The organism is Altibacter sp. HG106 (assembly GCF_028561755.1).
GTDB lineage: Bacteria > Bacteroidota > Bacteroidia > Flavobacteriales > Flavobacteriaceae > DFVG01.
Genome location: NZ_JAQQTD010000002.1, coordinates 405,242 through 419,249 on the forward strand (window position 1 = coordinate 405,242; position 14,008 = coordinate 419,249).

The following is a 14,008-nucleotide window of genomic DNA, read 5'->3' on the forward strand; positions in this document are numbered from 1 at the left end:
ATTTTCTGAAAAGATGGAAATTATTTGGAGGTTATGAATTTGTTTTATAACCTTTGTAACAATCAAAGTTCAAACTTTTACTGTGATGTTATCAAGAAAGGTGGAGGGAATAGACCCTGCGAAGCCTTAGCAACCCTCCGATTCCAATCGGTGAAGGTGCTACATTCTATCCCGCAAATCGGGAATAGATAACGAAACGACAATTCTTTCTGAGTTGTCTTCTAAATTCTTATAACATTCTTCTGGTAGATACGTCGCAAGACGCATTTTGGCTTTGAGTTTAACTATTGTTCAACTCAAAATAGAAGAAAATGAGTACACACAAATTTGCAACGCAAGCGTTGCACGCAGGACACACCGTCCAAGACAACAAGGGCACCCGAGCGGTTCCTATTTATCAATCCACAAGTTATGTATTTAATGACAGCAAGCACGCCGCTGATCTATTCAGTTTGGCGACTCCCGGCTTTATTTATACACGGTTAAACAATCCAACCAACGACATCCTCGAACAGCGCTTGGCAGCTTTGGAAGGGGGTATAGGAGCTGTAGTTACCGCTTCGGGAACGTCGGCCATTGCCACGACACTTCTTACGCTATTACGTAGTGGTGATCACATCATAGCTTCGAATAGTTTATATGGAGGGACCTTTAATCTTTTAAATGTCACCCTCCGAAGATTAGGTATAGAAACGACCTTCGTTGAGGCGTCAGACCCACAAAATTTCGGAACCGCAATTCAGGAAAATACCCGTGCTGTATTTGTAGAATCCCTTGGGAATCCAAAGTTAGATGTGCTAGATATTGAAGCCATTTCCAAGCAAGCGAAAGCCTATAAAATCCCCTTGATAGTTGATAATACGGTAGCGACCCCTTATTTATTAAACCCAATTAAATACGGAGCCAATCTCGTAATTCATTCATTGACGAAATACGTCTGTGGAAACGGAACTTCCCTCGGAGGTGCAATTATTGATGCAGGTACCTTTGATTGGACCAACGGAAAATTCCCTGAATTCACAGAGCCCTCACCCGGCTACCACGGGTTAGTTTATTCTGATGCCTTGGGCGAAGCCGCATTTATCGCTAAGATTCGGGTGGAGGGCCTACGTGATTTTGGAGCGGCTTTGAGTCCCTACAACGCATTCCAGATTATTCAAGGGTTGGAAACGTTGGAAGTTCGAATTAAGAAACATTCTGAAAATGCTTTGGCATTAGCCCAATGGTTACAGCAACACGAAGAGGTAGCCTGGGTACAATATCCGGGACTTGAATGCAACAAGTATAAATCGCTCGCCGATAAATATTTGCCTCATGGGCAGAGTGGGATTGTTACCTTTGGCTTGAAAGGAGGGTATGCGGCTGCCAAAGTTGTGGCTGATACAACACAAGTATTCTCTCTGCTGGCGAATATTGGAGACACCAAATCATTAATAATTCATCCGGCCAGCACAACGCACCAACAATTAAGTGATGTAGATCAATTGAAAGCAGGGGTTTCCAAGGACTTAATTCGACTTTCCGTAGGACTTGAAAGTCTACAAGATCTAATCGACGATCTTGAACATGCCTTCGCTGCCATTAGAAAACCTGAATTTGTATAGAAACAGGAGAAGTAGGGGTCGACTCCAGCTATGAGTCGACTCCTTTTTCTGAAAAACGAAGGATGATGAAAACAATCAATATATCTCACTACAAAACCGAATCGGGATTTGTCTTTGATCATATTCCGCTGAGCTATGAATGCTTCGGAAGACCGCTCAACCAAGCCCCCGTGGTTTTGGTTAATCATGCTCTAACAGGAAATAGCCACATCGCAGGCGATGACGGATGGTGGAACACCCTCATTGGTGAGGGAAAATGCATCGATACTACCCAATTTTCGGTGCTCTGCTTTAATGTTCCCGGAAATGGTTACAATGGATTTCTAATTGAGAACTACACCGATCTTTCAGTTTTGGACGTAGCTCAACTTTTTTTAAAGGGCATTGATATACTACAAATTGAGTCGCTCTTTGCTGTGATTGGAGGATCCTTGGGCGGAACTATCGCATGGCAATTGGCCGCGTTGCGTCCGCAGCTGGTTCAGCATTTAATTCCAATTGCCAGTGATTGGAAGGCCAGTGATTGGGTGATTGCTCAATGCCGAATCCAGAAGCAAATCCTGAAACATTCTGAAAAACCTTTACAGGACGCTCGAATGCATGCCATGACCTTCTACCGAACGCCGCAGTCGCTAGGAGAAAAATTTAATCGACGACGTCAAGAAAGTACTTCTATCTACGCCGTTGAAAGCTGGTTGTTTTATCATGGTAAGCGATTGGAAACTCGATTCCAATTGCAGGCATACCAATTAATGAACCACTTATTGACAACAGCGAACATAGCTCGACAGACCGGAAACTTCATCGCATCTGTGAAAGATATAGCTGCTTCCGTGCATCTAATTGGGATCAATACCGATGGTTTTTATACTAATGATGAAATTCTTGACACCTATAAGCTTTTCAGTAAAATCAAAACTAATTTGTACTACCATCAAATTAACTCGATACATGGTCACGATGCGTTTTTGATCGAGTTTGACCAATTATCAACTATTCTATCTCCAATTTTCCAGCAAATAACCCCTAAAAAACAACAGTATGAGTGTGCAACTATTGAATAGTCAACCATCACTGATTGACTTAAAATCTATAAGGAAACGACGCGTACATCTTGCTATTTTTGGTCACGGAAATGTGGGGGCGATACTGATTGATCAAATCATAAGCTCCAAAAGTGAAATTTCCCGTCGCCGTGATATCGAATTGACCGTATTTGCCATTGCCAACAGCACTCGATTGATATTAAACGAAGAAGGAATCAGCGAAAATTGGCGTGATGAAAAGAAAACGAAAGGTCAACCCTACAATATTCGGGATGTAATTAATTTTTCAAAATCGAAGAACTTATCAAATGTAATTGCCATTGATAATACAGCGAGTTCCACCTTTGTATCCGATTACCAAACCTTGGTAAAACATGGGTTTCATTTGGTTTCATCGAATAAAATAGCCAATACCTTGGCCTTCGATTCCTATAAGTCCTTGAGGAAGCTGTTGTTTGAAAAACGAAAGCAGTACTTGTATGAAACCAATGTTGGAGCCGGTCTCCCCTTAGTAGATACAATTCAACTATTGCATCTTTCTGGAGAGAATATTACTCGAATCAAAGGCGTGTTTTCGGGATCGCTGAGCTATATTTTTAATACTTTTTCTGAAGGTAATTTACCTTTTAGTGAGGTCTTACGACAGGCTATTTCAAAAGGATATACCGAACCCGATCCTCGCGAGGATTTGTGTGGAAATGATGTAGGAAGAAAGTTGTTGATTCTAGCACGTGAGCTCGATTTACACAATGAGTTTGAAGATATTTCCATTCAAAATTTAATCCCGGAGAACTTACGAGACATCCCTAATAATGAATTTATGGATCGTTTAGAAGAATTCAACGTGGGGTTTCAAATCAAACGGAAGAATCTGGGTTCCAATCAGGTGCTTCGATATGTTGGTGATTTGCATGGCGACCTTTCAAAAGTTGATGGTGCAAAATTGCAAGTTTCCTTGGTTTCGGTCCCTAAAAGTAGTGCATTGGGACATTTGCAGGGTAGTGATTCTATATTTGAGATTTATACCGAGAACTACGGAAATCACCCTATTGTGATTCAAGGAGCCGGAGCCGGAGCAGCAGTAACGGCTAGAGGTGTATTGGGCGATGTGTTACGACTTTCGGAAAGAATTGTCTAGGAGATGAAACATATGGAAACAGCAGCTATTCGCAGGCAAATAGATCGTTCCCAGTATTTGGAACATTCTACGCCTTTGTACCTAACCTCGAGTTTTGTCTTTGAAGATGCAGAAGATATGAGAGCTTCTTTTTCAGAGGAAAAAGAACGAAACATTTACAGTCGGTTTACCAACCCTAATAATACTGAGTTTGTCGAAAAGATGTGCGCCTTAGAAGGTGCAGAATCTGGTTATGCTTTTGCCACAGGAATGAGTGCGGTTTTTTCCACCTTGGCTGCCTTGTTGAATAGTGGAGACCACATTGTTTCATGCCGAAGCGTTTTTGGATCAACCCATACACTATTTACTAAATTCCTCCCAAAATGGAGTATCAATACCACCTATTTTAAGGTGAATGAAACAGCGACGTTGGAATCTCTGATTCAACCTAACACAAAAGTTTTATATGCGGAAACACCCACGAATCCGGCTGTGGCGATCTTAGATCTGGCCTTGTTAGGACGTATTGCAAAAAAACACAACCTTATTTTAATCATTGATAATTGTTTTGCGACTCCTTATTTACAACAACCCATTACCTTTGGTGCTGATTTGGTCATTCATTCAGCTACCAAGTTGATCGACGGACAAGGACGAGTGTTAGGAGGTGTGACCGTGGGTCGCGCGGATCTAATACGCGAAATTTATTTGTTTTCCCGAAATTCGGGTCCGGCATTATCACCTTTCAATGCATGGGTCTTATCTAAAAGTCTCGAGACCCTCGCAGTTCGTGTAGAACAACACTGCGATAGTGCTGATAAAGTGGCTCACTTTTTAAGCGGTAACAGCAAGGTAGCACATGTTGCCTATCCGTTCTTACCCACACATCCGCAATGTGCGATTGCCAAAAAACAAATGAAACGAGGCGGAAACATTGTTGCCTTTGAGTTGAAGGGTGGATTAGAAGCTGGACGGAATTTTTTGAATCGCTTGCAGCTTTGTTCGCTCTCGGCTAACTTGGGCGACACAAGAACTATCGTGACCCATCCGGCCTCCACAACGCACCATAAATTATCAAAAGAAGAGCGGTGGGAGGTTGGGATAACGGATGGTCTCATTAGAATTTCCGTAGGATTGGAACACATAGAAGATATTATTCAAGATATAAAACAAGCCCTAAATAATTTATGACCACTTTAGAGAAAGCATTACAAAATCGAATTCTAGTCTTAGACGGCGCCATGGGCACCATGTTACAACGCTATCATTTTACAGAAGCTGATTTTCGAGGGGAACGTTTTAAAGATCACCGTCATCCGGTACAGGGTAATAATGATTTATTAAGTCTCACTCAGCCTGAAGCTATCGCTACAATACATGCCAACTATTTTGAAGCAGGAGCCGATATTGTAGAAACCAATACCTTTTCAGGCACCACCATCGCTATGGCCGATTACGGTATGGAAGATTTGGTGTACGAATTAAATTATGAGTCGGCTAAAATCGCTAAAGAAGTAGCGCGTGAGTTTACTCGAAAAACACCCGAAAAACCTAGGTTTGTTGCCGGAGCGATGGGGCCTACCAATAAAACGGCAAGCTTGTCTCCCGATGTGAATAATCCTGGTTTTCGAGCCATTTCCTTCGAGGAGCTCCGTGTGGCCTACAAACAACAGGCCGCAGCCTTGCTGGATGGCGGCGTAGATGTGTTACTGGTGGAAACGGTGTTTGATACATTGAATGCAAAAGCAGCACTGTTTGCCATTGAAGAACTAAAAGAAGAGCGAAACCAACAAGTGCCCGTGATGCTCAGTGGAACCATTACCGATGCCTCCGGAAGAACGCTTTCAGGGCAAACGGCAGAGGCCTTTTTGATCTCGGTATCTCACGTACCCTTGTTGAGCATTGGCTTTAACTGTGCATTAGGGGCAAAACAACTCACGCCGCATTTGGAAGTGTTGGCAAGACATTCAAACTTGGCGGTTTCCGCTTATCCAAATGCCGGCTTGCCAAATGCCTTTGGAGAATACGATGAAACCCCCACCGAAATGGCGCGACAGATTGAAACCTACCTCGATAAGAATTTGATCAATATCATCGGGGGCTGCTGCGGAACGACTCCCGAGCACATCAAAGCCATCGCAACCTTGGTCGAAAAGTATTCGCCACGATCTTTTTCACTACGCACTAACACCCTGAAATCAGTATGAGTAGGGAAGCACGATATTTGCGATTATCAGGGCTTGAACCCCTGGTCATTACCCCCGAAAGTAATTTTATAAACGTTGGGGAACGTACCAATGTGGCCGGCTCTCGTCGCTTTCTGCGCTTGATTGAACAAAAACAGTACGAGGAGGCGCTGGCCATTGCGCGCGAACAGGTGGAGAACGGGGCGCAAATTATCGATATTAACATGGACGACGGTCTCATCGATGGTAAAGAAGCCATGGTCACCTTTCTGAATTTGGTAATAGCTGAACCCGATATAGCGCGTGTTCCTATAATGATTGACAGTTCGAAATGGGACATCATAGAGGCGGGACTGCAAGTCGTTCAAGGAAAATGTGTCGTGAATTCGATCAGTCTGAAGGAGGGCGAAGAAGAATTTGTTCGTCAGGCTACTCTAATCAGGCGCTACGGAGCGGCCGTTATTGTGATGGCGTTTGATGAAACGGGGCAAGCCGATACCTACGAACGCCGTATTGAAATTGCCAAACGCAGCTACGATCTTTTGGTCAATGGTGTTGGGTTTCCGCCGGAAGACATCATTTTTGACCTAAATATTTTTCCCGTGGCTACGGGCATGGACGAACATCGAAAAAATGCAACCGATTTTATCGAAGGAACCCGATGGGTACGTAGCAACTTGCCGCATTGCAGCGTGAGTGGTGGCGTGAGCAATGTGTCGTTTAGTTTCCGCGGAAATAATACGGTGCGAGAAGCCATGCACTCGGTTTTTCTGTATCATGCTATTGAGGCGGGAATGAATATGGGGATCGTCAATCCGACGCTTTTGGAAGTCTATGATGATATTCCGAAGGATTTATTGACGCATGTGGAAGATGTTATTCTTAATCGCAGAGATGACGCTACCGAACGTTTGCTGGAGTTCGCTGAAACGGTGAAAGGTGCCGAAAAGAAAAGCACAGTAGACCTGTCATGGCGTGAAGAGCCGCTGCAGGACCGAATTACACGTTCGCTGGTGAAAGGAATCGATGCGTTTATTGAAACCGACGTGGAGAAAGCGAGGCAATCCGTTGCCCGTCCCATCGAAGTGATTGAAGGTCATTTAATGACCGGAATGAACGTGGTGGGCGATCTCTTCGGAAGTGGAAAAATGTTTCTGCCGCAAGTGGTGAAAAGTGCCCGTGTGATGAAGAAAGCAGTAGCATATCTCCTTCCGTATATCGAAGAAGAAAAAGACGAACATTCTCAACCGCAGGGAAAGGTATTGTTGGCTACCGTTAAGGGCGATGTGCATGATATTGGGAAGAATATTGTTTCCGTTGTTTTAGCTTGTAATAACTACAAGATCATTGACTTGGGGGTCATGGTGCCGCCGGAAAAGATTCTTGCTACGGCACAAGAGGAACAAGTAGATATTATTGGGCTAAGCGGACTCATAACGCCCTCTCTTGACGAAATGGTGTTTGTTGCTAAAGAGATGAAGCGAAAGAACTTTGAGGTTCCCTTGCTCATTGGCGGTGCTACCACGAGCAAAGCGCATACCGCTGTAAAGATCGATCCCGAATACGCCCATGCGGTAGTGCATGTAAATGATGCCTCACGCGCTGTTACCGTGGTGGGAGAACTGCTTCAAAAAGATCGAAAAGCGGACTACCAGAAAAATCTGAAAAGCGAATATGCCCATTTTAGAGATCGTTTTCTCAATCGGCAAACAGAAAAGAGTTATGTCTCTCTTGAAGCTGCGAGAGCCAACAAATTACAGATCGATTGGGACGCTTCGGATATGTTAACTCCCAAGGAGCTTGGCGTCCAACAAATGGATGACATTCCTTTAGAGATACTGGTGCCGTATATCGACTGGACGCCCTTCTTCCGAAGTTGGGACCTCCATGGAAAATATCCTGAAATTTTGAACGATGCCGTAGTCGGCCCTCAAGCAACCGAGCTGTTTTCGGATGCCCAGCAGATGCTTCGGAAAGTGATTTCCGAAAAATGGTTGCAGGCAAAAGCGGTCTTTGGGTTATTCCCCGCCAATCAGGTGAACCACGACGATATTGAAGTTTGCTCCGGAACACAAACCTACCATTTTAGAACGCTACGCCAGCAGAAAGAAAAAAGTTCGGGGAGACCCAATATCGCGCTCGCCGACTATATCGCTCCGAAAGATTCGGAAATTCAAGATTACATTGGGGCCTTTTGCGTGAGTGCTGGCTTCGGAACCGAACAACGAGCCAAAGCCTTCGAAACGGCTCATGACGATTACAATGCGATCATGATAAAAGCCCTGGCGGATCGTCTTGCGGAAGCTTCCGCAGAATACCTTCATGAGCAGGTTCGGAAAAGGCATTGGGGCTATGCTTCCGAAGAAAACCTCGATAACGACGCACTTATTAAAGAAGCATATAACGGAATTCGCCCCGCTCCCGGCTATCCTGCCTGTCCCGACCATCTTGAAAAAGAAACCATTTGGAAGCTACTACAAGTGGAAGAGCGCATTGGCGTCACCCTCACAGAAAGTTTGGCTATGTGGCCGGCGGCTTCCGTTTCAGGCTATTACTTCGCGCATCCTGAAGCACGTTATTTTGGCGTTGGAAAAATTACACAAGACCAGGTTGCCGATTATGCAAACCGAAAAAATATCACCATAGAAAAAGCCCAACAGTGGCTGTCACCCACAATTGCAGATACCCCATGAAAGTAATCGACCATATCAAAGAAGCGAATGGAAACACCTTATTCTCGTTTGAGATACTTCCCCCTTTAAAAGGGCAGAATATTCAGTCTATTTTCGACAATATTGATCCCCTTATGGAATTTAATCCACCTTTTATTGACGTGACGTATCATCGAGAAGAATATGTCTATAAAGAGTTAAAGAACGGCTTGCTGGAGAAAAAGGTGGTACGCAAGCGCCCGGGCACTGTAGGGATTTGTGCCGCTATTCAGAACAAATATGACGTAGATGCGATTCCCCACATACTGTGTGGTGGTTTCAGTAAAGAAGATACCGAAAATTTCCTTATAGATCTAGGATTTTTAGGGATCGATAATGTAATGGCCTTACGAGGTGATGCCGTGAAGAGTGAAATTTATTTTTCCGCAGAAAAAGAAGGGCATCGCTATGCGAATGAACTGGTAGGGCAAATTTCGCATATGAATCAGGGAGTGTATTTAGATGAAGAATTGCAAAACAGTACTCCCACCGATTTTTGCATTGGAGTGGCCGGATACCCCGAAAAGCATCTGGAGGCGCCTAGTATGGAGAGCGATATTCATTTTTTGAAGAAGAAAATAAAGGAAGGTGCTACCTATGTAGTGACCCAAATGTTTTTTGATAATAAGAAGTACTTTCAATTTGTAAGTGCTTGTCGAGAGGCGGGGATTACCGTTCCTATCATTCCCGGTTTAAAGCCAATCGCTACCAAAAAGCAACTTAATTTAATTCCGCACCGTTTCAGTGTGGGCCTTCCCGATGAACTCGTAATGTCAGTAATCAAAGCGAAAGACAATTCCGCTGTACGAACTATCGGAATCGAATGGTGCATTCAGCAGAGCCGAGAATTAATCGCTGCCGGGGTTCCAATCCTGCATTATTATTCGATGGGAAAAAGCGATAATATTAAGGCCATAGCACAGTCGGTTTTTTAGGATACTGTATCTTTAAGGAAAATTTTTGATATGGAGGTTTCCTTAGAGCGAATTAACGATGAATACTTGTTCAAAGGCACCGGCGGAAGTGAGGTGCCGGTTTATATTGATAATAAAACCGATGTGTCCCCAAAAGGCGCTAGTCCGATGGAATTATTGCTTATGGGAATTGGGGGTTGTAGCGCTATAGACGTGATCATGATCTTAAAAAAGCAGCGGCAAACTATCACCCATTACGGGGTTGAAGTACGCGGCGACCGAAAAGAAGTGAAGGGTGCCAAACCTTTTGAAGCCATGCATGTGGCCATTCATCTGGAAGGGGAAATTGATCCCGCCAAAGCCTTGCGAGCTGCGAAACTCAGTTTTGAAAAATATTGTTCCGTTTCCATCACCTTAGAAAAATCGGTGGCTATAACCTACGACCTTACCCTAAATGGTACTGTGATCTCATGATCTCAAGGAAGACCAAATACGGATTTAAAGCCTTGGCCTACCTGGCAAAACGCACGGGAAAGGGGCCGATTGCCATTGCTGAAATTTCCGACGCTGAAAATATCTCACGGAAATTTCTAGAAAGTATTCTATTGAGTCTTCGGAAAGCTGGGTATCTCGGTTCCAAAAAAGGAAAAGGGGGTGGCTATTATTTGCGAAAACAGGCTGCAGATATACCCCTTACGCATGTCTATCGAATTTTGGAAGGTCCCATTGCCATGGTTCCCTGTGTTAGTTTAAATTTCTATGAAAAATGTGAGGACTGTAAAGATGAATCCAGCTGTGGCATCCATAAGGTGATGATTCAGGTTCGGGACAATACGCTAAAAATACTGAGCAACACTACCTTAGCCGACTTGGTTATATAAACTTGTACGTTCGAGATGTGGGGTCTTCTTAGAAACTGTATATTTGTAAAATCTAGTAAACCTATAGGATTTAAGTAATGACGAAGATATCCCCAAAGAATATAGCGCTCTTTAATGAAAACCTACGCTATGAAACCCCTGAAGAGATTATTTCTTTTACCTTGGGACTGTCTAATTGTCCTTTAGTAAGCACTAGTTTCGGCACCTATTCTGCCGCCTTACTGCATGCAACCTACCAACAAGATGTCAACCTTTCAGTATTGTGGTGCGATACCGGGTACAACCTTCCGGAAACATATGCCCATGCACAGCAGTTGCAAGAGCGATTCTCATTACAACTTGAAATCGCTACACCGCCGTATACTACCGCCTATATGAACGCATGGCTAGGAGCACCTAGCATTGACAATCCCAACCACGAAAGGATTTCAACCCTTATGAAAACTTTACCTTTCAAAAGTGCCATCGATCGATTGGCTCCCGACTTATGGTTTACGAATCTTCGGAAGGGGCAGACGGCGCATAGAGATCAATTGAATATACTGTCGTTTACAGAAGAAGGTATCTTAAAAGTGTGCCCCTTCTATCATTTTTCGGATGAAGAAATGGACGACTATTTGAAAACATATCACTTGCCCAAAGCGACAGCTTATTACGATCCGATAAAGGCTTTAGAAAACCGGGAGTGCGGCATACATTTACCGGGATAAATTCCTATTTTCGTGGTATGGACACGGTCATTCCTACGGAAAAAGAACTTCAGCAAACGCAGCGCGAAATTGCGCCGTATATTCATCGAACTCCAATTTGGACCTCCAAAACTCTCAATCGAATAAGTGGCGCTTCCTTGTTTTTTAAATGTGAGAATTTCCAACGAATGGGCGCCTTTAAAATGCGCGGAGCCGCTCACGCTATTTTGCAATTATCGGAAGAACAACGTGAACGTGGCGTGGTGACGCATTCTTCTGGGAACTTTGGTCAGGCGGTCGCACTAGCGGCTAACGAATTAGGCGTTCCTGCGTATGTGGTCATGCCGAAGAACGCACCTCAGGTGAAAAAGGAAGCCGTTAAAGGGTATGGAGCTTCCGTCACCGAATGTGAAGCGACCCTCGAAGCACGGGAAGCTGCCGCAGCCCGCATTCAGAAAGAGACTGGCGCCACTTCACTACACCCCTCTAATAGCCTACCCGTCATTTTGGGAAATGCCACGGCAGCCATGGAATTGTTGGAGGATCAGCCGGGGGTCACTGTGCTTTGTGCCCCGGTGGGCGGGGGCGGACTCCTAGCCGGGACCGCTTTAGCCGGCCACTATTTTGGGAATTCATGTACCACCTTTGGCGCCGAACCTGAAGAAGCAGATGATGCGTATCGGTCATTTCATTCTGGCGCTATACAAGTCAATACCACCACCGCAACCCTGGCCGACGGATTGCGAACGCATTTAGGAGATCAAAATTTTCCGATCATTCAGCGTCACGTGAGTGATATTATTTGTGTTTCCGAAGCAGAAATTATCTTCGCTATGAAGCTCATTTGGGAACGTATGAAGATCGTCGTTGAACCCTCCAGTGCCGTTGCTTTGGCAGCGGTTCTCAAAGAAAAGCAACGGTTCCGGGACACCGAGATCGGGATTGTGCTATCAGGCGGAAATGTTACGCTTTCGGAGCTGCCGTTTTCCTGAAGATTTCCGTTCTTTGCAAGGTGAAAACGGCCCCATGTCTTTTCTTGATGTTGTGCGGCTTTCTTGGCATGGCACAATCGGTATTACCTTCCTTCTGGATAGAGGGACAGTACTATTACGGCACCCTATTGCGGCACAATAAAGACATTGCGCATCTGGTGCGAACGCATCCTACTGGCCTTGTGCTCGCATATAATAAACCCACCTACGGTAAGAAGCGATGGCAGCAGGAATACGGCTATCCTGACTACGGAGTTTCACTGGTCACGCAGTTTTCGGGTAATGAGGTCTTAGGGGATACCTACGGACTCTACGGACATTTCAATTTCTATTTTTTCCGAAGAAATTTACGAATGCGCATTGGCCAAGGTGTTGCTTATGCCACAAACCCCTTCGATCTCGAAACTAACTTTAAGAATAACGCCTACGGAAGTCATTTGCTGAGCACCACCTATTTACAGCTTAGCACCGCTCGCTTTCGCCTATGGAACCCATGGGAGTTGCAAGTGGGTGTGGGTTTGTTGCATTACTCCAACGGAAACTTTAAAGCTCCGAACAGCAGCATGAACTCCTTGATCTTTCATGCCGCCCTGGGATACCATAAGGAATCGAATGCCGAACAGCGTATGGATTCGGTGTATGAACCATACAAAGAACCCATTCACATGAACGTGGTCTTGCGTGGAGGGAGCAATCAAAGTGATTATGTGGGGTTGGGATCGCACCCCTTCTGGGTTGTTTCCGCCTTTGCAGACAAGCGACTTTCTTATAAAAGTAGCCTGCAGGCGGGAGCCGATCTTTTTGTCGCCTATTTTCTGAAAGAAGAGATTCGCTATTTACATCGTTCGGGTCTTGATCCTACGCTCAGCGGCCAGGAAGATTATAAACGAGTAGGTGTCTTTGTAGGGCACGAACTGCACTTTAACGCGCTTTCGGTGCTCTCGCAGTTTGGATATTACGTGTACTATCCCTATGATTTTGAAGGAAGAACCTATATTCGGGCCGGTTTGAAGTATCGATTTCACCCCAAATGGTTTGGGGCAATCACCTTGAAATCTCATGGAGCCAAGGTTGAAGGGGTTGAATTTGGAATAGGGGTTAGAATGTGATATGAGAAAAATGTACTACATACTATTGATGCTGGGATGCTTCGGATGTACTTCTGAAAGCGCTTGGGACTGTGTTCAAACGTCGGGAGACACGGTGCAACAAGAGTTTATCATGCCTTTTTTCGATGCTATTCAAATAGAAAATGAAGTATCACTAATCTTGCGTCAAGGTCCTGAAGCGAGTATAACGATTGAAACAGGAACCAATGTGCTACCCGATGTTTCGGTTTCAGTGGTAGCGAATACCCTTGTTATTGTAAATACCAACACTTGCAATCTGGTTCGAGACTATGCACCGGTACGGGCCTTTGTAACGGTACCGGAACTCTCTGAGATTAGAAATAGTTCTATTTACGCGGTGCAGAGTGATGGGGTGTTGCGGTTCGAGTCAATCCGACTCTTAAGCAATACCTCAGGGAATGTTTCCATCGCACGAAAAAGTGGTGATTTTGTACTGTCCCTCGACGTGAATGAATTAATTATTTCCGCCAACGGACAAAGCGTTTTTTATTTGAATGGAAATGCAAGTCGCGGTCGGTTTGCTTTTACGGATGAATTTCCGCGTTTAGAAGGTGAACATTTGTTGGTGGATACACTCCAAATACAACAGCGTAGCGCTAACAAAATGATTATAAATCCGTTGCAAGTGTTGCGGGGAGACATTCAAGGGGTAGGAGATGTAGTGTCGCATTATCGCCCGCCGGTAGTGGAAGTAGAAGAATTTTATACCGGCCGCCTCATTTTCGTGGATTAATGTAT

At 44.6% G+C, this 14,008-nt stretch carries 13 protein-coding genes and 1 riboswitch; all 13 genes read left to right on the top strand.

The features are described 5' to 3' along the window. Positions 1–85: 85 nt before the first annotated feature. A riboswitch (SAM riboswitch) is annotated at positions 86–195 on the top strand. 116 nt (positions 196–311) lie between these two features. Then, positions 312–1,604, top strand: a complete 1,293-nt coding sequence (locus PO830_RS04580; RefSeq protein WP_272852352.1) for an O-acetylhomoserine aminocarboxypropyltransferase/cysteine synthase family protein — start codon at positions 312–314, stop codon at positions 1,602–1,604. Between the two features lie 65 nt (positions 1,605–1,669). Beyond that, positions 1,670–2,668: an alpha/beta fold hydrolase gene (locus tag PO830_RS14810; protein ID WP_336375860.1), complete on the top strand. Its 999-nt coding sequence runs from the start codon at positions 1,670–1,672 to the stop codon at positions 2,666–2,668. Beyond that, a complete protein-coding gene (locus PO830_RS14815; protein ID WP_336375861.1) occupies positions 2,646–3,788 on the top strand; it encodes an aspartate kinase in 1,143 nt (380 codons plus the stop codon). Before PO830_RS14810 ends, PO830_RS14815 begins: the two co-directional genes overlap by 23 nt. A 3-nt stretch (positions 3,789–3,791) precedes the next feature. After that, positions 3,792–4,958 (top strand): trans-sulfuration enzyme family protein, encoded by a 1,167-nt coding sequence (locus PO830_RS04590; RefSeq protein ID WP_272852353.1) that lies wholly within the window; start codon positions 3,792–3,794, stop codon positions 4,956–4,958. Further along, positions 4,955–5,974 (top strand): homocysteine S-methyltransferase family protein, encoded by a 1,020-nt coding sequence (locus PO830_RS04595; protein WP_272852354.1) that lies wholly within the window; start codon positions 4,955–4,957, stop codon positions 5,972–5,974. The genes PO830_RS04590 and PO830_RS04595 overlap by 4 nt, the downstream gene beginning before the upstream one ends. Continuing rightward, the gene (gene metH, locus PO830_RS04600; protein ID WP_272852355.1) at positions 5,971–8,646 is read left to right on the top strand and encodes a methionine synthase; all 2,676 of its coding nucleotides are present in this window, start codon (positions 5,971–5,973) and stop codon (positions 8,644–8,646) included. Before PO830_RS04595 ends, metH begins: the two co-directional genes overlap by 4 nt. Beyond that, positions 8,643–9,599, top strand: coding sequence for a methylenetetrahydrofolate reductase [NAD(P)H] (gene metF / locus PO830_RS04605; RefSeq protein WP_272852356.1), 957 nt, complete (start codon positions 8,643–8,645; stop codon positions 9,597–9,599). The genes metH and metF overlap by 4 nt, the downstream gene beginning before the upstream one ends. Before the next feature lie 30 nt (positions 9,600–9,629). Next, positions 9,630–10,052, top strand: coding sequence for an OsmC family protein (locus tag PO830_RS04610; RefSeq protein ID WP_272852357.1), 423 nt, complete (start codon positions 9,630–9,632; stop codon positions 10,050–10,052). After that, positions 10,049–10,459, top strand: coding sequence for an RrF2 family transcriptional regulator (locus tag PO830_RS04615; RefSeq protein WP_272852358.1), 411 nt, complete (start codon positions 10,049–10,051; stop codon positions 10,457–10,459). The genes PO830_RS04610 and PO830_RS04615 overlap by 4 nt, the downstream gene beginning before the upstream one ends. 77 nt (positions 10,460–10,536) lie before the next feature. Then, positions 10,537–11,169 (top strand): phosphoadenosine phosphosulfate reductase domain-containing protein, encoded by a 633-nt coding sequence (locus PO830_RS04620; protein ID WP_272852359.1) that lies wholly within the window; start codon positions 10,537–10,539, stop codon positions 11,167–11,169. A gap of 17 nt (positions 11,170–11,186) precedes the next feature. Next, complete coding sequence (locus PO830_RS04625) at positions 11,187–12,140, top strand: pyridoxal-phosphate dependent enzyme (protein ID WP_272852360.1); 954 nt, start codon at positions 11,187–11,189, stop codon at positions 12,138–12,140. Positions 12,141–12,208: 68 nt separating this feature from the next. Continuing rightward, positions 12,209–13,249 carry an acyloxyacyl hydrolase gene (locus PO830_RS04630; protein WP_272852361.1) on the top strand — a complete coding sequence of 347 codons (1,041 nt, stop codon included), beginning with the start codon at positions 12,209–12,211 and terminating at the stop codon, positions 13,247–13,249. 10 nt (positions 13,250–13,259) lie between these two features. After that, entirely contained in the window at positions 13,260–14,003 is a 744-nt protein-coding gene (locus PO830_RS04635; protein WP_272852362.1) for a head GIN domain-containing protein, read from the top strand. Positions 14,004–14,008 lie beyond the last annotated feature (5 nt).

Bases quoted from the DNA above. Each gene is read 5' to 3' on its own strand.
- metF (WP_272852356.1), top strand. From the start codon at position 8,643: ATGAAAGTAATCGACCATATCAAAGAAGCGAATGGAAACACCTTATTC.
- PO830_RS04635 (WP_272852362.1), top strand. From the start codon at position 13,260: ATGTACTACATACTATTGATGCTGGGATGCTTCGGATGTACTTCTGAA.
- PO830_RS04620 (WP_272852359.1), top strand. From the start codon at position 10,537: ATGACGAAGATATCCCCAAAGAATATAGCGCTCTTTAATGAAAACCTA.
- PO830_RS14815 (WP_336375861.1), top strand. From the start codon at position 2,646: ATGAGTGTGCAACTATTGAATAGTCAACCATCACTGATTGACTTAAAA.
- PO830_RS04625 (WP_272852360.1), top strand. From the start codon at position 11,187: ATGGACACGGTCATTCCTACGGAAAAAGAACTTCAGCAAACGCAGCGC.
- PO830_RS04580 (WP_272852352.1), top strand. From the start codon at position 312: ATGAGTACACACAAATTTGCAACGCAAGCGTTGCACGCAGGACACACC.
- PO830_RS04610 (WP_272852357.1), top strand. From the start codon at position 9,630: ATGGAGGTTTCCTTAGAGCGAATTAACGATGAATACTTGTTCAAAGGC.
- PO830_RS04615 (WP_272852358.1), top strand. From the start codon at position 10,049: ATGATCTCAAGGAAGACCAAATACGGATTTAAAGCCTTGGCCTACCTG.
- PO830_RS04630 (WP_272852361.1), top strand. From the start codon at position 12,209: ATGGCACAATCGGTATTACCTTCCTTCTGGATAGAGGGACAGTACTAT.
- PO830_RS14810 (WP_336375860.1), top strand. From the start codon at position 1,670: ATGAAAACAATCAATATATCTCACTACAAAACCGAATCGGGATTTGTC.
- PO830_RS04590 (WP_272852353.1), top strand. From the start codon at position 3,792: ATGAAACATATGGAAACAGCAGCTATTCGCAGGCAAATAGATCGTTCC.
- PO830_RS04595 (WP_272852354.1), top strand. From the start codon at position 4,955: ATGACCACTTTAGAGAAAGCATTACAAAATCGAATTCTAGTCTTAGAC.
- metH (WP_272852355.1), top strand. From the start codon at position 5,971: ATGAGTAGGGAAGCACGATATTTGCGATTATCAGGGCTTGAACCCCTG.